Source organism: Bacillus sp. 1735sda2 (genome assembly GCF_024159245.1).
In the GTDB taxonomy this organism is placed as follows: Bacteria; Bacillota; Bacilli; order Bacillales; family Bacillaceae; genus Bacillus; species Bacillus pumilus_O.
Genome location: NZ_JAMYWZ010000001.1, coordinates 3707634 through 3726020 on the forward strand (window position 1 = coordinate 3707634; position 18387 = coordinate 3726020).

Annotated in this window: 18 protein-coding genes; 5 read left to right on the plus strand and 13 right to left on the minus strand. The window is 42.9% G+C overall.

What is annotated here, in order from left to right:
• Positions 1 to 67: 67 nt before the first annotated feature.
• A complete protein-coding gene (locus tag NKR21_RS19420; RefSeq protein WP_012011647.1) occupies positions 68 to 685 on the plus strand; it encodes a cupin domain-containing protein in 618 nt (205 codons plus the stop codon).
• Positions 686 to 725: 40 nt separating this feature from the next.
• On the opposite strand, the gene NKR21_RS19425 is transcribed toward NKR21_RS19420, so the two are convergent.
• From NKR21_RS19425 to NKR21_RS19435, 3 genes are all read right to left on the minus strand, one after another.
• The gene (locus NKR21_RS19425) at positions 726 to 1097 is read right to left on the minus strand and encodes a DUF423 domain-containing protein (RefSeq protein ID WP_012011648.1); all 372 of its coding nucleotides are present in this window, start codon (positions 1095 to 1097) and stop codon (positions 726 to 728) included.
• 70 nt (positions 1098 to 1167) lie between these two features.
• Positions 1168 to 2475, minus strand: a complete 1308-nt coding sequence (locus tag NKR21_RS19430) for a purine/pyrimidine permease (RefSeq protein WP_012011649.1) — start codon at positions 2473 to 2475, stop codon at positions 1168 to 1170.
• Between the two features lie 33 nt (positions 2476 to 2508).
• Positions 2509 to 2841, minus strand: coding sequence for a YwdI family protein (locus NKR21_RS19435; RefSeq protein ID WP_012011650.1), 333 nt, complete (start codon positions 2839 to 2841; stop codon positions 2509 to 2511).
• A 170-nt stretch (positions 2842 to 3011) separates the two neighbouring features.
• Between NKR21_RS19435 and NKR21_RS19440 the strand changes: the two genes are divergently transcribed.
• On the plus strand, positions 3012 to 4370 hold the full coding sequence (locus tag NKR21_RS19440; RefSeq protein ID WP_119125537.1) for an aldehyde dehydrogenase: 1359 nt from the start codon (positions 3012 to 3014) through the stop codon (positions 4368 to 4370).
• Between the two features lie 33 nt (positions 4371 to 4403).
• Here the strand turns inward: NKR21_RS19440 and NKR21_RS19445 are convergent, their stop codons facing one another.
• Both NKR21_RS19445 and NKR21_RS19450 read right to left on the minus strand, forming a co-directional pair.
• The gene (locus NKR21_RS19445; RefSeq protein ID WP_012011651.1) at positions 4404 to 5084 is read right to left on the minus strand and encodes a uracil-DNA glycosylase; all 681 of its coding nucleotides are present in this window, start codon (positions 5082 to 5084) and stop codon (positions 4404 to 4406) included.
• Positions 5081 to 5908, minus strand: a complete 828-nt coding sequence (locus tag NKR21_RS19450; RefSeq protein WP_012011652.1) for a glycosyltransferase family 2 protein — start codon at positions 5906 to 5908, stop codon at positions 5081 to 5083. The genes NKR21_RS19445 and NKR21_RS19450 overlap by 4 nt, the downstream gene beginning before the upstream one ends.
• Positions 5909 to 6036: 128 nt before the next feature.
• Here NKR21_RS19450 and NKR21_RS19455 point away from each other — a divergent pair, with 128 nt between their 5' ends.
• Together NKR21_RS19455 and NKR21_RS19460 are read left to right on the plus strand one after the other, a co-directional pair.
• A complete protein-coding gene (locus NKR21_RS19455; RefSeq protein ID WP_119125538.1) occupies positions 6037 to 6342 on the plus strand; it encodes a YflT domain-containing protein in 306 nt (101 codons plus the stop codon).
• A 126-nt stretch (positions 6343 to 6468) separates the two neighbouring features.
• Positions 6469 to 7278, plus strand: coding sequence for a bifunctional hydroxymethylpyrimidine kinase/phosphomethylpyrimidine kinase (locus tag NKR21_RS19460; protein ID WP_012011655.1), 810 nt, complete (start codon positions 6469 to 6471; stop codon positions 7276 to 7278).
• Positions 7279 to 7323: 45 nt separating this feature from the next.
• On the opposite strand, the gene NKR21_RS19465 is transcribed toward NKR21_RS19460, so the two are convergent.
• From NKR21_RS19465 to NKR21_RS19490, 6 genes are all read right to left on the minus strand, one after another.
• Positions 7324 to 8400: a chitobiase/beta-hexosaminidase C-terminal domain-containing protein gene (locus tag NKR21_RS19465; protein WP_144455289.1), complete on the minus strand. Its 1077-nt coding sequence runs from the start codon at positions 8398 to 8400 to the stop codon at positions 7324 to 7326.
• A 148-nt stretch (positions 8401 to 8548) separates the two neighbouring features.
• Positions 8549 to 8803, minus strand: coding sequence for a hypothetical protein (locus NKR21_RS19470; protein WP_008359596.1), 255 nt, complete (start codon positions 8801 to 8803; stop codon positions 8549 to 8551).
• A 188-nt stretch (positions 8804 to 8991) separates the two neighbouring features.
• Positions 8992 to 10449, minus strand: coding sequence for a glycoside hydrolase family 32 protein (locus tag NKR21_RS19475; protein ID WP_144455287.1), 1458 nt, complete (start codon positions 10447 to 10449; stop codon positions 8992 to 8994).
• 19 nt (positions 10450 to 10468) lie between these two features.
• Entirely contained in the window at positions 10469 to 11857 is a 1389-nt protein-coding gene (locus tag NKR21_RS19480) for a sucrose-specific PTS transporter subunit IIBC (protein ID WP_012011659.1), read from the minus strand.
• 254 nt (positions 11858 to 12111) lie between these two features.
• Entirely contained in the window at positions 12112 to 12945 is an 834-nt protein-coding gene (locus tag NKR21_RS19485; protein WP_144455285.1) for a PRD domain-containing protein, read from the minus strand.
• A gap of 52 nt (positions 12946 to 12997) precedes the next feature.
• Positions 12998 to 13276: a hypothetical protein gene (locus tag NKR21_RS19490; protein ID WP_012011661.1), complete on the minus strand. Its 279-nt coding sequence runs from the start codon at positions 13274 to 13276 to the stop codon at positions 12998 to 13000.
• A 500-nt stretch (positions 13277 to 13776) separates the two neighbouring features.
• Here NKR21_RS19490 and NKR21_RS19495 point away from each other — a divergent pair, with 500 nt between their 5' ends.
• Positions 13777 to 16203, plus strand: a complete 2427-nt coding sequence (locus NKR21_RS19495) for a S8 family peptidase (RefSeq protein ID WP_012011662.1) — start codon at positions 13777 to 13779, stop codon at positions 16201 to 16203.
• Between the two features lie 324 nt (positions 16204 to 16527).
• On the opposite strand, the gene NKR21_RS19500 is transcribed toward NKR21_RS19495, so the two are convergent.
• Together NKR21_RS19500 and nfsA are read right to left on the minus strand one after the other, a co-directional pair.
• Complete coding sequence (locus tag NKR21_RS19500) at positions 16528 to 17529, minus strand: LLM class flavin-dependent oxidoreductase (protein WP_144455283.1); 1002 nt, start codon at positions 17527 to 17529, stop codon at positions 16528 to 16530.
• A gap of 55 nt (positions 17530 to 17584) precedes the next feature.
• Entirely contained in the window at positions 17585 to 18334 is a 750-nt protein-coding gene (gene nfsA / locus NKR21_RS19505) for an oxygen-insensitive NADPH nitroreductase (protein WP_012011665.1), read from the minus strand.
• Positions 18335 to 18387: the final 53 nt, after the last annotated feature.

The following is an 18387-nucleotide window of genomic DNA, read 5'->3' on the forward strand; positions in this document are numbered from 1 at the left end:
TCACACCTCTAGAGAACTGCTCATAAGATGCCTAGTAGTTTTTATCAAACGCCTAGAGGTGACATTCATGACTGTTGAGCTAGATTATACATCGCCAAATGTGAAATATTCATACGATCTGAATCAAAGCCCACTTGTGAAATACGATCAGCATAACCTGATTAACGTTTTAGGGAAAAAACAATTAAATTCGTTGGATCAAGTATCGCTGCTGGATATATATTTGAGTAAAAGCAAAGTCGTAGAGCCTCATTATCATCAAAATGCCGCAGAGCTTGTTTATTGTATAGCCGGTTCTGCTGCCGTCTCGATGCTGAATCCATTTACAAAAAAACTGCACACCTATACCATCAACCCTGGACAGGTGGCAAACGTACCTCAAGGCTGGTGGCACTACGAAGTTGCCCTTCAAGACAGAACTCATTTGTTAGCCATTTTTAACGCATCTACGCCAGAAGTGATCCTAGGCTCAGACCTTCTCACCCTCACCCCTGCTCACATCATGGCACATACGTATTGCATGAACGAAACACAGTGGAAACAGGCGATTCAGCCTGTGAAGCCAAGTGCTTTTATCGGGCCATTTTGCCACAGGGAAGAGGAAGTACAAACGAACCCTGTCCCTCCATCTCACTACATTCCATATTATCAAGCACCACCGAATTACGCTCCTTACTGGAATTAAGAAAAAACCGATGCCCTTCTCAAAGCATCGGTTTTTTGGCTTATAAATTTTTTGCTGCTGCAATAACAAGCATGATCCAAGAAGCGATAAATGCCAACCCACCAATTGGGGTAATGGCACCTAGAATCTTCACCTGAGTCAATGCTAGGACATAAAGGCTGCCTGAGAAGAAAAGGATGCCTGCAAGCATGACCCAGCCAGCGGTTGGAACTAGAGAAACACCTGACAGCTTATCTGCAAGAAAAGCGACAATAAATAGTCCTATCGCATGGAACATTTGATATTGAACCCCTTTGTTCCAAATCTCTATATACTTTTCAGGAATTTTCCCTTCAAGACCGTGCGCACCGAAGGCTCCGAGTCCAACAGCTAACATCGCATTCATCGCACCTAAAATGAAAAATAGTTTCATTCGTCATTCTCCTTATCTCGTCAATTATGTTTATCATAGCGCGGGTGACAGACGATATTCAACTTTCCCTTTACGTTGACACGAGATTGTCGGATTTCTTTTTCTTTCGTAACAGAACTTGATCGACCGCGATCGCAATGAGTGTTCCTAGAACAAGTCCATTGCTTAATAATGAAATAAGCACAGGATGCATGCCTTTCAAGGCTCCCTGCGGTACAAACATCGCCCCTACACCTGCTAAAACGGCAATTCCTAAGACAAAGCGAATCCGCGGAATTTCTTCTTTCTCATACTGATCGAACTCAGACATCGCAATTCCAATCATTGAGGAGAATACCACAAAGTTTACAGCAAGCCCCACAGGTGATGGCAATGCGGAGAAAAAGCTCATGAGCAGTGGGAATAAACTAATGAGTACAATGAGCAAACTTCCTATGAAAAAAGGCTTTCTCGATGGAATTTTCGTTGTCTGGATAAATCCTGCTGCCCCGGAAATAGGTACAGGCGCAATCGCTCCGATCAATCCACTCAGTAAGTGACCAAATGCTGCAACAAAACCAGCCGGACGAGCTCTCTTCCGCTCACGCAGTTCACCAAATGCCTTCACTGAACTTTCCACAATTCGAATACTTGCCAGCATATTCACAATGAGTAATATCGTAATGAAAAAGGACGTGACAAGCAATCCACTGTCAAAGACTGGCGTTCCGAATGGGAAAATCTTCGGAAACTCAATAATTTTTTCTGGAATTCGAACCGGCTTTGCCAGCCCGAGTAGAGCGAATAACAACCAACCTCCTGCAAGGGCAAACAACACAGAAAACTGCCTTAAGTAATGCCATTTTGAGCGGCTGATCATGAAGGTCAGGACAATAATTAAGATCGACAAGCAAAAGACTAGTCCATCCACCTGATTTCCCCGATAGCCGATGCCCATCAGCCCTTTCATGATCGGCTGACTTAACTGGACAACTAATAGCAGCAAATAAATACCTGTGACGACTGGCGTAAATAACGACGCGAGCCAATTAATGATTTTAAATAAACTAAAAATAAAAAAGAAAGCAGCACTAAAAATTAAAGCTCCTTGTAAGGCTTGCAGGGTTTCAGGATACGTCGCAAAGATGGTTCCTGTCATACCTGCATAAAGGGTATACACACCCCACCAAAGCCCCGCTGGACTTTCATTGATCGGTAGCATATGGCCACATAAACATTGCACCATCGCCACAAGACCAAGTGAAAAGAATGTACTTTGAATCAGCTCCGCTGACTGCACTTGGTTCAATTCAAATGCTTGTGCAATCGCAATTGGTACAGCAATAGAAGCTGCGATAAAAAATGCCATCCACTGAATGGCGCCCAAAAATAGTTTCAAACCGATCACCTTCCCTTTGTCGTGACAAGACCATTAAAAATCAAAGATAGAGTCGCCGTTCCCATCCTTCTCTTTTTGCCCCTCTTCTTGATGCTGAAATTTCTTCGCACCACTCGCACCCATCAGTTTCTCAAGCATCGCTTGATCTGAGGATACGGGCGGCGCGGACGGTGTCTGTATCGAAGAAGGTGGCGAGATCACCGGCGTTTGCGGCATTTGCACCTGTGATGGTGCATCGAGTATGACATCACATAGTGAAGAAATCGCCGCCACTTGACGTTTCACCTCTTCATCATTTCCACTTTGTTTCGCCTTTTGAACCGCTTCATCCATTTTTTGGAGCAGGCTTGATATATGAATATTCAAGGGTAGACCCTCCAATCTAAAAAAGTCTCTTTTCAACATTATTTTACCAAATGAACAACCGAAATGGGTTCATTTTTTCAAAGCAGTCTGCTCCCGCCTCTCTTATTTGACCCGACATAGCCCTTCACACATAATAAAAGAAACAGTATCGTTTATGAAAGGATTGAATAATGGATAAGCTCACTGCTCTTTTTCAGAAACAAAAAGTCTTTCAAAAGCCGTCGGTTGAAGAACGCATCCGTCTTCTTAAAGACTTAAAAGCAGCCATCAAACAGCATGAGGAGGATATTTTACAAGCCTTGGCCCATGATTTACATAAATCCGAACAGGAAGCCTATACAACTGAGATCGGGATGGTGTATGAAGAAATCAATCATACCATCAAGCACCTCCACAAATGGGCAAAGCCAACACGCGTGCGCACGCCTCTCACTCATATCGGGTCGAAAAGCATGATTATAAAGGAACCTTATGGCAGTGTGCTCATCATTGCTCCTTGGAACTATCCTTTCCAATTGGCTCTTTCTCCATTAGTTGGTGCCATTGCTGCGGGGAATGCCGTTATTTTAAAACCGTCTGAGCTGACGCCGCAAGTTTCAGAAGTAATCAGTGCAATAATCGAACCTGTATTTCAAGAAGACCATGCCACTGTCGTAGAAGGCGGTGTAGATGTGAGTACAGAGCTGTTGAAACTGCCCTTTGATTATATCTTCTTTACAGGAAGTGTGGCAGTCGGCAAAGTCGTCATGGAAGCCGCCGCAAAGCATTTGACTCCTGTCACACTCGAACTTGGCGGAAAAAGCCCTTGCATCGTCATGCCTGATGCAGATATCAAATTAGCGGCAAAACGAATCACGTTCGGCAAATTTACCAATGCCGGTCAAACGTGTATTGCGCCAGACTATTTGCTTGTTCATGAATCCATAAAAGAGGAACTTTTACGGGAAATGACAGCCTGCATTCGTGACTTTTATGGTGAACAACCCGAAACACATCCGCACTTTGGGAAAAATGTCAGCCAGCGTCACTTTGACAGGCTTTCACAATTCCTCTCAAATGGAACGGTCGTTACGGGTGGACAGCGCAACGAAGACGAGCTCAAAATTGCACCGACCATTTTAGACCACATCACATGGGAAGATCCCGTCATGCAGGAGGAAATTTTCGGACCGATTCTGCCTGTCATGACCTTCGATTCTCTGCACGAGGCAACTCATATGATCAAAGCAAGACCGAAGCCGCTTGCGCTTTACTTATTTACAACAAGTAAAGAAACAGAATCCTATATTCTAGACCATCTCTCATTTGGCGGAGGATGTATCAATGACACGCTCATGCATGTCGCTACTCCTTACCTGCCATTCGGAGGCGTGGGTGAAAGCGGCATGGGACGATATCATGGGAAAGAAAGCTTTTTTACCTTTACGCATGAAAAAAGCGTTCTACGCCAAACCAATCGCTTCGATCTTTCCTTCCGTTATCCAAATGCGAAAAACGGACTCGACTTGGTTCGTAAATTTTTAAAATAAACAGGACGAAGGGTCTATCCCCTCGTCCTCTTTTTATTCAATATCTTGGATACACCAATTAATTTCTTCTGTCCCCATTTGCTTTAAATACGCGTTTACCTTTGAAAACGGACGACTGCCAAAAAAGCCGTTTCTTGCTGAAAAAGGACTTGGATGAGGTGACTCAATGATGTAATGCTTGTTTTGGTCAATGCGTTCTTTCTTATTTTGAGCATGTCTTCCCCACAGCACAAAAACGACGGGCTGATCACGTTCATTCAGCGCATCTATCACACGGTCTGTCACACGTTCCCAGCCTTTGCCTTTATGCGAGTTCGCCTCGCCCTTTCTTACGGTCAACACAGTGTTTAAGAGCAGCACACCTTGCTCTGCCCAGCTCACAAGTGAGCCGTGATTTGGAACAGGACAGCCAAGATCATCCTTTAGCTCCTGAAAAATATTTCTCAACGATGGTGGATGCTTCACGCCAGGCTGGACAGAAAAGCTTAATCCATGTGCCTGTCCTGGGCCATGATAAGGGTCTTGTCCCAAAATCACCACTTTGACCTCTTCATATGATGTCAAATGAAGCGCACGATAAACGTCATCCGGTTTCGGAAAAACGGTCTGCGTGCGATATTCTTCCTTCATCCATTCACGTAATTCCTGATAATATGGCTGTTCAAATTCACTTTTCATCACAGCCCACCAGCTATCATTTAAAAATGGCTTCATTGGGGTTCTCCTCCTTGTGTCTGCTGTGCCAGTCTTGAGATCATCGGTTTTCCATCCCACACAATCTCACTCTCTGATTCTCGCTTTTTCATCGCTGGTTCTTCTAATAAGACAGCAAAGTTCGCTGTCGGCAAATCGCCCAGCCCATGCTTTTCACTTAAATCATCTAAATAGTTCTTTCTTGTCTCACCAAGGTCACTAGACTGATTTCCACCGCCGTCAAAGAACGCATAGATCACACTGGCAGCAGGCACTCGTTTGACCCGGGCATGCTGCGTGACACGTAAGAAAAAGTCCCAATCCCAGTAATGATGCATCGCTGGATCAAAATAGCCAATCTCATCGTGTATACAGCGTTTGTACATACTGCCGGAAGGAACATATGTAGAAAAGACACGCATATCCTCAATAGCAGCTGTATACGCAAACAGACGTCTTGACACCGGGAAGCGGGTCGTGCCTTTTTTTTCAAATGACACAATTTCTGCATCAGAAAAGACAAAATCGGCATCCTCCAGCGCCTTACTCATCCGTTCAATATGACAAGGTGTAAAATAATCATCGTCATCACTAAGCATAATGACATCGCCTGTCAGCTCCCGCACCCCCACGTTTCTAGCATTCACATGCTGGACATTCTCATCTAAATGGATCAAGCGGATCGGAAGTTCGGGATAGAGTTCCTGAATGACCTCGACACGCTCTCCTGCATCATTCACAACCACAATTTCAAAGGGCTGTACGGTTTGTCTCGTAATAGATTCAAGCAGCTCACACAGTGCGCTGAGCCGGTTATGTGTCACAATTAATAAGGAAATCTTCATATTCAGCTTACTCCTTTAATAGATTCGTCTTTTTCCATTAAAACATAAAATGACGTTCTTCTCATGATATAAAAGGCGGTTTGATGTGACGGAAAAATGGGAATTTTTGATGAAAAGGAGTGATGACGATGGAACATTTCACAGTAGAAAATAGCAAAGAAGCAAAACAGACCATTGAACAAATACGTTCAGCAAAGGATGATATTTTTGTTTTTGCGTACGATCCAGAACGCTCTGATACCGTCACAGAGCATACGAATGCCAAAAGCATGACAGCGGTCGATCAAGGGATTTTAGATCAAATGGCCAATGTCATCCGCACTCGGGATGACGAGCTCATGGCCAAAATGATGTCAGTTGGCGCCGATCAGGAATTAGCCTTAACACTTTTAGACGAACTGAAAATGGGGAAATTGGTGATTTGTAAAAGATAAGGGGAAAGGCGTTCTTCCTAGGGTGGAACGCTTTTTTATGTCGTTTCATTGTGATAAATGGAAAAGCTGATTATAATAAGGGATAGAACAGTAACTGTTACACATCACATTGGAGGTTCAGCAACTATGTCTATGAATAAAGCACTCACCATCGCAGGCTCGGATTCAAGCGGCGGTGCAGGTATCCAAGCAGATTTAAAAACGTTTCAAGAGAAAAACGTCTATGGGATGACAGCTTTAACCGTTGTCGTTGCAATGGACCCTCATAACCATTGGGATCATCAGGTGTTTCCAATTGATACGGCGACGATCCGTGCGCAGCTCTCTACCATTGTAGAAGGCATTGGGGTAGATGCGCTGAAAACAGGTATGCTCCCAACAGTCGACGTGATCGAACTTGCAGCGGACACCATCAAAACATACGACCTAAAAAATGTCGTCATTGATCCTGTTATGGTTTGTAAGGGTGCGAACGAAGTGCTATATCCAGAGCACGCTGAAGCACTGCGCGAAAAGCTTACGCCACTGGCAACCGTCATTACGCCTAATCTTTTCGAAGCAGGTCAATTAAGCGGAATCGGTGAGATCAAAACGATTGAACAAATGGAAGAAGCAGCAAAACGCATTCACGAACTTGGTGCCAAGTATGTGGTCATCACTGGAGGCGGTAAGCTAAGCCCAGATAAAGCGATCGATTTGCTTTATGATGGACAAACCTTCGAACGACTTGAAACAGATAAGATCGACACAGAATACACACACGGCGCGGGCTGCACATTCTCAGCAGCAGTCACAGCTGAACTGGCAAACGGCTCAGACGTGAAAGAAGCCATTTATGCAGCAAAAGAATTCATCACAGCTGCCATCAAAGGCTCTTTCCAGCTAAATGAATACATCGGACCAACAAAGCATTCTGCTCATCGTTTTGATAAGTAGAATAGAAAAAACCGATTCGTCTTTTGGATGAATCGGTTTTTTTGTTTATCGTAAGCTGAGTCTCTGTGCAAATAACCAATCGGTTAATCCTTTGGTCTCATAAGCAGGCGTCCATGATGCATGATCATACCCATACTTGCTTTCATACTCCGTATAAATTGGCCTTCCACCAGCATTTTGAATAGCCTGAATTGTATTTCTCGCATAGCTGATAGGGATAATGGAATCATCCTCTGCATGAAATGCCCATATTGGCTTGTGTGCTAAAATTCCCGCCTTGCTTGGATCAGCACCACCGGCAATAGAAATCATCGCTGCAAACAAACGAGGATATGTGATATTCAACTGATACGAGCCAAATCCGCCTTGAGATAAACCAGTCGCATAAATCCTTTTCTGATCAATCTTATAAGAAGTTAACACATGCTGAAGCACTTCATAGGCTTTTTGTAAATCTGGTGAAAATTGAAATACATTTTTCAGATCGATTTCATTTTGCGTATTTCTTGTTAAAGCAAAGCCCCCATCCACAGTATTTCGCGCCTGAGGTGCTAGTACGTATGCAGGATGTTTCTTTTGAACTTCAGGAGAAGCCCATAAAACTGCACCATCGTTCGCAAGTAACTGCTTTTGATTATCGGTCCCCCTTTCCCCGCCTCCATGTAAGAATAGGACTAGAGGATAAGCTTTACCTCTCTTATGGTTTTTCGGAATGTACAACCGATAAGGCATTCCTTGATATTCAAAAGATAAAAAAGATGATGCAATATCCTCTCGTGTGACAAAACGATATTTGTACGTAGAAGTAGCTAGGTAGTACTTATTTTTGTAAGCGCTTACTTTTAAAGTTGTATTGGTATCAATATGAATAGGCTTTTTATACCGCTGACTTTGAGATGTCGGCTGACTGCCGTCTGTTGTGTAATACAAAGTAGCTTTTGGCACTGGAGAATGGAGAGCCACCTCTTGTGCACGATAATATTGACCAGATGGTAAGGAAGCGGTAGGTGTAAAAAATGACGTGTGCGGGGTTCGAGCAGATGAAACGGAAGGACTAAGAAAACTCATAGAAAAAAGGACAATGATAGCGGTAATCAAATATTTCTTGGTTGCATGGTTCATATCGTTCCTCCTGTATAAGCTGAGATGAATTTTCATTTATTTTGTATCATGACAAAAGAAATGTAAACGCTTTCATTTTAATTTTTAATGATCTGACTAAAAAAAGCATACCCATACACAGGTATACTTCTTCACGATACATTCATACCTACTTTTGCTGATCAGATTCTTTCGCCATTTTTCGAATAAAGGCTTCAATAGATTCAACAAATAAGGCATATTCTTTCATTTGTTTATACGTATCTGACAGCTTCTCTTTTAATTCTTCCTGCTCTAGAGAAGGTTCACCGAGAATAGATTGGACTTGAATGAGCAACTCTTTATATTCTTCACGTTTATCTTCAACATGATCTGCCATTGTCTCCAAGCGTTTTCTAGTCGTCGGCTGCTGTTTTGAATTCAAGTAAACAACCCCTTTTTGTCCTATCGCATTTGGATAAACGTCAGCCTCAGCTGTATATATTTTAAAATGATACCATAATTCCACCTGTTATCATATATGTAAAACGTCATCAAACCGCTTCTGACAACGCTTGTATATACATGATATAGCCCCTAAGATACAGGCTGAATTCACTAGAAAAAAGCAGATCATTGATCTACTTTTCTTTGTAAATGCCATGTTTTTAGTTTAAGTTTTGTTTCATTTCTGCCACTGATTGAGATTGATTTATTTCCCGGGGAAGGAAAGTAACGAGCAGTCAATACTTCTCTGCCTCCGTTTACAAAAATCTCAATTGAAGATGCATCGATCAAGATGTGAAGGTCGTGTAATTCCTCTATTGCCACTTCTCGAACTTCTTTTGTTCGATCTTCAAATCGATCTCTCTCTAATGTCAGTTTGCCCTCATCTTTATCATAAATGATACGGGCTTTCGCACGAATACAGCATTCAAACCCTTTTTGTGTATCAATTTGATCAATGAATAACTCTGCACTCGTAATATCATCTACAGGAATCGATTGAACAGAGCGTTTGATATGGAAAACATGCTCTTGTTCGTTGGTTCTCATCGCCTGAAGCTCAGTGACGGGCTTTTGAATCAGATGTCCATCTTCATCTAAACGTAGCTCTCTTGGAATGGTGAGGCAGTGTATCCATTGATAAGAAATCGTTGGGTGATGCTCTTCTCCTTGATCAGGCACTCCCATCCATCCAATTAAAAGGCGTCTGCCTGATTCGTCTAGAAAGGTTTGCTGCGCATAGAAGTCAAAGCCTCGATCCAGCTCCTCAAACGCTCCGTGCGTATATTGATAGGTATGGTCATCCAATTTCCCAACAAAATAACCTGATTGATGTGTATTATGATATTTTAAGCCATTCGGCTCGAGCCCCTGCGGCGACACAATCAATACATCCCGTCCATCTAATTCAAATAGATCTGGACATTCCCACATATAGCCGAAATCCTCTAATCCATTTTTCCCACTGCCTGCAATGATGCCTTGAAACGTCCAATTGTCTAAAGTATCAGAGGTAAACAAGACGAGATTCCCTTTCAGATCAAGGCTTTGTGCACCTAGAACCATGTACCACTGGTCATTTCGCTTCCATACTTTCGGATCACGAAAATGGGCAGTGAATCCATCTGGAAGCGTCGCCACGACTCCTTTTTTCTGAAAATGAATGGCATCCTCTGAAACCGCTAAACATTGATACGTCTCGCGGTTCCCTTGTTCATCGCGAACGTTGCCAGTGTACATCACATACATATGTCCATCGTCAATGACTGCACTGCCAGAATAACAGCCGTTTTGATCAAACCAATCACTTGGCGCAAGGGCGGCTTCCTCGTGCTGCCAATTCACTAAATCTGTCGATGTGTAATGGCCCCAAAATTTTGCGCCGTGACCCGTTTTGAATGGCTGCCACTGATAAAAAATGTGGTAAACCCCTTTCCACTGAATCAACCCATTCGGGTCATTTAAAAGACCAACCGGCGGCATTAAATGAAAATGCTGGCGATACACATCTTTTTTCACCAAATGCTCATAGTTTCGAATACGTTCTACTACCTTTTGACGAAGTGCTGCGTCAGTTGTTGTCATGACTGTGACCACTCCTTGATTATTTTTCTACTTCTTTTACTTTAAACATGATAGTGAGAGTAAATGAGACCGCAACAGCGATTAACATACCAATCACATAATTCACCACATTTTGCACACCGAATGGCGCTGCAATCGCAATCATCGGAATACCAGTTAAACCATAGGCGTTGGCGGCTACCTTTGTGAAAACAACAAATGCCCCGCCTAATGCGCCTCCAATCATCGCGGCGATAAACGGCTTACGATAGCGGAGATTGACACCGAATATCACAGGCTCGGTAATCCCTAGGAAAGCAGAGAAAGCTGCAGGTAGTGCGATTTCCTTTGTTTTCGCTCGTTTCGCTAAGAAAAAGACCGCCAAACCTGCCCCGCCCTGTGCTACGTTAGACATCGCCCAAATTGGCAGCAAATAGTTACGTCCAATATCATTCAACAGTCCAGCTTCAATCGCATGGAAGCTATGATGAACCCCTGTGAGCACAATGAGTGAGTAGGCTCCTCCGAAAATGAGTCCTGCTAAGAACCCTGCATGATCATAAATAAATGTCAGTGCATTCGAAATTCCTGTACCGAGCATTCTTCCAAGCGGCCCAACAGCAATAAACGTCACAAATCCAGTCACAATCACCGTCACAAATGGGGTCACAAGTAAATCAATACTGTTCGGAACCACTTTTCTTAAATTCTTTTCAACAAGGCACATGATGTACACAGTCAATAACACTGGAATGACTGTTCCTTGGTAACCAAGAAGAGCAATATCAAAATTGAATAAATGCATATACTCTGGTTTCGCATCTGTCAGTCCCCACGGGTTGAGCAGGTTCGGGTGAATCATAATCCCCCCAATAACGGCTCCTAAATACGGATTTCCACCAAACTCTTTCGCTGCACTGACCCCAATTAAAATCGGCAAAATGATAAAGGCTGCGCTTGAGAACATATCAAGCATTTGAAAAATCGCGGAGCTTGGGTCAGCCCATTTGAAGGCTTTCATCATGCCTAATAAGCCCATTAATAAACCGCTTGCAACAATCGCTGGAATGATCGGCACAAATATATTTGATAATGTCTTTGCAAAACGTGCAAGTGGATTCATTTTTTGTTTCACTGCTTCATCATGGCTCACAGGTTTTTGTTTCTCGTCGTCTGTCTCAAGGCCAGTCTCACGTGCAAAAGGTTCATATACTTTGTTGACTGCTCCCGTTCCAAAAATGATTTGGAATTGCCCCGAGCTTGAGAAAGCCCCCTTTACCCCTTCAAGTTCCTCAATGGCATCTTTGTCAATTAGCTCTTCATCTTTCATCACCAATCTGAGTCTTGTTGCACAATGCGTGGCACTGATGACATTTTCTTTGCCACCTAATAGTTCTGTTAATTCTTTGGCTGTTTTTTGATAATCCATGTTGTCTCCTCCTTTTTTAAAGCAAAAAAGACCTAAAATTCACCAACGATAAAAGGACATACACGTCCCCTCGTTACGCAAATTTTAGGTCTTGCCTGCCTGACAGTCACAATCCCACGATATCAAATTTTGATTACGCTTTCATCATAATATAAGAGCGTGACCTGCGTCAACCTCTTTTTTCGAATCTATTGACCCATATACACTAATTAAAGTAGTGTGCATAAAAAAAAGCCTGCATGCAGGCACAACCACTAAACCAATTCGGCATCCTGCAGACGCTGGACATGCAGCGTGATGTAGCCGATCTCCGATTCAGGGAGATAAAGTCCATATTCATTTTTCAACAAATCAGCGAGTCCACGTGCACACTGGTAAGCCAAATCATACTTTGTTTGGATAAAACTCAGCATGTCATCGTCCATGATTTGAAATGCCTCATTTGATTCCAACCTGCCTAATGCATACCTCAAATGTGTCACAAGCCGCTGATAGGAAATACTATCCTCATCAATTGAATACTGAAAATAGCTTTCTATATGCTCGATCATTTCTTTGATCATCGTTGTATATTTCACGGTCTTTTTCATAGACTCCGTATTCATTTTGGCCGTATGAATATGGAGTGCTACATACCCTGCCTCATCGTCCGGCAGTTCAACCCCGAGCCGCTCCTTTACATAACGAATGGCATACTTCCCAATATCATATTCCTGCTTATATAAGACTTTGATCTCACCAAGCAATTTATTATATAGCACAATGCCCTTTTGAATGCGCTCAATGGCAAAGGATAAATGGTCAGTCAGTGATATGTGGATATGATCACTAAGCGGCATCCTCAGTTCACCCTCTGCATAACTGATGATATGCTCTGCCACCTCAATATGCGCTTCGGGCAATGTTGCAAGGATTTGTTTGAATTTCTCATTTTCTTCACGCACAACAAAGATTTTCTCTATTTTTTGAACGGGAACGACGTCATTTTTCCCCTTCTGAAAAGCAATTCCGGGCCCCATCACAATTTTCTCCTGATCACCTTCCTTTACAACCACTGCATTGTTATTCAATATCTTATATATCTTCAAGGGGTATCCTCTCCCACCAGATAACGTTTCTTATGTGGGATTTTACCCTGTTTCATCTCCCATGTAAAGGTAAGAGCGGACCAGCACGCGCCTCTCTCGTCGTCTTCTCATCAAGCATTATCAGACTTTGCTTAAACGCTCTTTCTGACCTGCGCTTCTTGTTCTTTACTTCTGCCAGCTTCTCTAGCTCTCTCTCTTTCACGATTTGAAAGAAACGATCATCCACTGCAGCTGCCTGAAAACGTTGCTGCTTCATCATCACACCAGGATTCACAAGCACATTCATCATGAAACCAAACCATACACTCAACCAGTTTTTGAATTTCCTCACTGAACATCCCTCCGCTTTTCTTAGAATCTAGCAGTTCTAGCAAAACAACTGCTCCTATCATATCCCGAGAAAAAAGAGAGGTTTGTCACAATCTGGGTGAAAAAACAAACTAGTTTTCAGAAGTTTTGTTGAAAAGTGCAGAAGATCATCATGTACGAGGATGTTTCAATAAAAATTTTATACACACTATATCCAAAAGATAAGCACACCTTATCAACAGGATTTATCCACATATCAACACCCCATTACTAGATTTTGTGTATGAGATTTTTTTGTTTTCCATATATATATCTGAATAATTGAGTTATCAACAGGAGTTTGTGCATAAGTGAGACTTTATAAACAAAATAGTTCTTTATAACTATGTAAAATAAGACCATTTTAGTAAAGGAATTGTTTTCATCGTATTGAATACTTAATAACGGGCAGTGAATCTTTCCTATTTATCTACAAAAAGAAAGGCTATCTCCCTAAAAACACATCTAGAAAGGGGAAAATTAATGAAAAAGGTTATCTCTCGTTCTTCCGTTCTATTGTTCTCCACTATTTTTGTTTTATCCACATTCTTTACAGGTCAACAGGCTGCTGCCGCTCCATCGAACAAACAGGTGGAACTGGAAAAAGCAGAAATCTTCGGTGAAATCAATGTCAAATCTAGAAAACATACCACTGTCATTGTTGAATTAAAGGAAAAATCTTTAGTTGAAGCAAAGCAAGAAGGCAAAGCTCAAACAAAAGCCTCCCTCAAAAAATCTCGAACAAAAGTAAAAAATGAAGCACTCAAAGAAATTGATAAAGCGAGTGTTCGTCAAGAATATGAAAAAGTCTTCTCTGGTTTCTCTATGAAACTTCCTGCAAACGAAATTCCGAAGCTGCTCGCAGTTGACGGAGTCAAAGCCGTTTATCCGGACGTTACATATCAAACAGATGAAGTGAAAAAGGAAAGCATTCAGCTTCCAAATGAAGATGTCTCCCCTCTTATGGATAAAAGCGCTCCGTTTATCGGTGCACCAAAAGCTTGGGATGCCGGCTACTCTGGAAAAGGGGTAAAAGTCGCTGTCATTGATACTGGAGTTGACTATACCCACCCTGATTTAAAAGGAAACTTTGGTTTATACAAAGGCTATGATTTTGTTGATAACGATTATTCTCCGCAAGAGACACCTAAAGGAGACCCTAGAGGTGAATCGACAGACCACGGCACACACGTTGCAGGGACAATTGCTGCCAATGGACAAATGAAAGGTGTCGCCAAGGATGCCACACTTCTTGCATACCGTGTACTTGGACCAGGCGGTTCTGGAACAACTGAAAACGTTCTTGCAGGCATCGACCGTGCTGTTACTGATGGAGCAGATGTTATGAACCTCTCTCTCGGAAACAGTGTGAATAACCCTGATTATGCTACAAGTATCGCACTTGATTGGGCCATGTCTGAAGGCGTTGTCGCTGTCACATCGAATGGAAACAGCGGTCCGAACAGCTGGACAGTCGGATCTCCCGGCACGTCAAGAGATGCCATATCTGTCGGAGCAACTCAGCTTCCTTACAGCCTTTACAATGTGACATTCCCGAACTATTCTACTGCAAAAGTGATGGGCTACTACCAAGAGAGTGATTTAAAAGCACTTGACCAAAAACAAGTCACACTCGTCCATGCAGGGATCGGTGACGAAAAAGCATTTGAAGACATTGATGTGAAAGGAAAGGTTGCCGTGATCGAGCGAGGAGCGATTGCCTTTGTTGATAAAGTCGACAATGCAAAAGCTGCTGGTGCAATCGGCGTTGTGATGTTTAACAACACCGATGGGGAAATTCCAGTCGATGTACCAGGTCTTGCTCTTCCAACGATTAAGCTATCAAAAGCTGAAGGAACGGCGCTTGTCAATGCCATTGAGGCTGGAAATAATACAACGACTTTCTCCATTCAATTTGTTAAAGAGCTTAGTGAGCAAGTCGCTGACTTCTCCTCTCGCGGACCAGTTGTGGATACGTGGATGATTAAGCCTGATTTATCAGCGCCAGGGGTCAGCATTGTAAGTACAATCCCAACGCACGATCCTTCTCAGCCTTACGGATATGGATCAAAGCAAGGAACAAGCATGGCTTCACCGCATGTGGCTGGGGTTGCAGCGATCATTAAGCAAGCAAAACCATCTTACTCAACAGCACAAATTAAAGCATTGCTGATGAATACAGCAGAAAAACTATTCGATGCAAACGGCAACCCATTCCCTCACAACACACAAGGGACAGGCAGTGTTCGAATTATCGAATCACTCCAAGCGTCATCTATCGTTTCTGATGCGAGTTATTCTTATGGCACTTTCTTGAAAGAAAAAGGCGTTCAAATCAAAACGAAGAAATTCAAGGTAGAGAACCTTTCAAAAGCACCGAAAACATACACCATTGATTACAAATTCGATGGCAGCGGCATCAGCACAAACGGAACGAAGAAAATCACTGTCAAAGGGAATTCCACAGGGTCCTTTACTTCCGCCGTACAAGTGAAATACGGTAAAACCAAAAAAGGAACGTACCAAGGTAGCATTACCCTTCGCGAAAATGGCAGAAAGGTCACAGAGATTCCGACTTTATTGATTGTAAAAGAACCTGATTATCCGCGCGTCACTTCGGTTTCTGTAGAGCCGGATAACCGTGCTGGAAGCTATGTCATTAGCAGCTATCTGCCTGGCGGAGCTGAAAACCTTGCATTCCTCGTCTACTCGACAGATGGAGAGTATTTAGGTGAAGCAGGTGTTTATCAACATGTTGATAAAGGAGAACACCGCGTAAAATGGAATGGCACAATCAATCAAGGTCAAAAGCTCGAATCTGGTGAGTATACAATGCTTGCGTATGCAAGTTTGAAAGGAAAATCCGACACTGTTCAAACGAAGGAACCTTTCGATATTTACCCTGAATAAATGTGAATCACAAGAAAAGCCTTGTATGAGCGGATCAGCTCATCAAGGCTTTTCGAACATATATGGAGGAAAGAGAGACTGATGTTGATATTGCTATGGATCGTTTCTTGTTTTACTGCTTTTTTTCTAACGATCACCCTGTTGTATTTTTTCACCCTTTTATATGCGAAACATCCTCGTCCTTTTCATCAAGCATGCGAGCTGACAGTCTATGTGTCCTTCATTTACCCACTTAGTTTACTTATGACAGCCTCGTTTATTTTCATCATGATGCTTCTCTTCCCTCTCTACTGGCTACGTGGACGCTAACTAGACATACATACGTTATGCATCAAAGGCTTCTTTTAATAAACGATAGGATGTGAGCCGGTCTTGCATGCGGTGAGTGATGGTCACGGCGATCACTTCATTTGTACGATAAGCCTTCGTTAGTGCCGTCAGCTGCTTTTTCACAGAAGATGGCGTCCCAACCACCATTCTTTGACGATTGGCAGCCACACGTTTTTGTTCATATGGACTATAGGAATATGCTTGTGCCTTTTCATATGAAGGAAATCCCCCGAGGTTTTGCCCCTGTTCATTGGCAAGTAAAGATAAATCTAAACTGACTGCCAGTTTTTCTGCCTGTTCCTCAGTTTCAGCACATAAAACGAAGACCGCCAGACTAACGCGCGGCTCCTCACCGAATGCTGATGGTTCGAACCGGTTGATATATTGTTCTACAGAATCTTCTCCACCTTCACCATTGATAAATAGAGCAAACGTATAGCCTGCACCTGCTTTCGCCGCAAGTCTTGCACTTCCTCCAGAGGAACCAAGCATCCATACCTCGGGTGCAGTCTCTACTTTCGGAGAAGCGGTTAAATGAGGCAATGGATAAAATTCATCTGCTAGGTCGTGTAAATAGACCTTCAACTCTTCTACTTGCTCAGGATATTGATCACCTAGACGTTTTCGTTCACCATGATGAAGAGCAATGGAAGAAATCGGCATACCGCCAGGAGCACGTCCAATCCCAAGATCGATTCTGCCAGGAGCGAGAGCCTCGAGAACCCTGAAGTTCTCTGCTACTTTATACGCGCTGTAGTGCGGCAGCATCACACCGCCTGAGCCAATACGTATATGTGACGTAACGGCTGATAAATGACCGAGGAGCACCTCTGGACTCGATCCTGCAAGCCGGTTTGAAAAGTGATGCTCTGATACCCAAAATCGGTGATAGCCCCACTTTTCTGCCTGTTTTGCCAATTCAACCGTTTGCTTCAAGGCTTCAGCAGGAGTTGCATCTCCAATTAAAGGAGATTGATCCAGTATACTTAATTTCATCTTACTACACCTCTTACAGAAATCCCCCTCTCTCCATCGAAAGGGGGATTTCTATTTATTTTCGATTAAAGCCCTTCTCTTTTACAAATTCCCCAAGGAAGGCACGCTTTGGCTGACTAAAGCCGCGAAGCATCTGCTTAGACCAAGTATCTGTTCTCTCTCCGTTTGTTCGTTCTTCATAATAGGATGAAATACGATCATCGTATTCTTTTAAATAACGATCCACATGCGCTTCATCTTGCTGATATGAATTTTCATGATAAATGAGTTCAACTGGCAGCCGTTCCTTTTGTGACGATTGACTTGCTGGATGTCCGACAACCAGACCAAATAACGGCAACACATATGATGGTGTTTCAAGCAGATCAGAGACTTCTCTCAGTTGATTGCGCAGACCCCCAATATAGCAGATCCCAAGTCCCATTGATTCTGCGGCTATACTCATATTTTGTGCAGCGAGTGCCGTATCAATGACGCTAATGAGAAAGGCTTCCGTATTCTCAAGCGCCTCCTGATGATTCTTCCCTGCTTTTTTTGCAATATCATCATGGCGTTTCAAGTCTGCACAGAAGACAAAGAAATGCCCATTCTTCTCAACGTACGGCTGATTCCCAGCCAGTTCAGCAAGCTTGGCCTTCTTCTTTTGATCTGTCACACCAATAATACTGTACGCCTGTACATAGCTTGATGTCGAAGCAGCCTGTGCACTTTTAATGAGTGTCAGCACCTCTTCTTCGGACAAACGCTCGTCTGTAAACGAACGGATGGACCGATGATTTAATATCGTTTCTATCGTTTTGTTCAATTCGAAGACCTCCTTCACTTCTCCTATCATAAGACAAAGACATATGGCTTTTC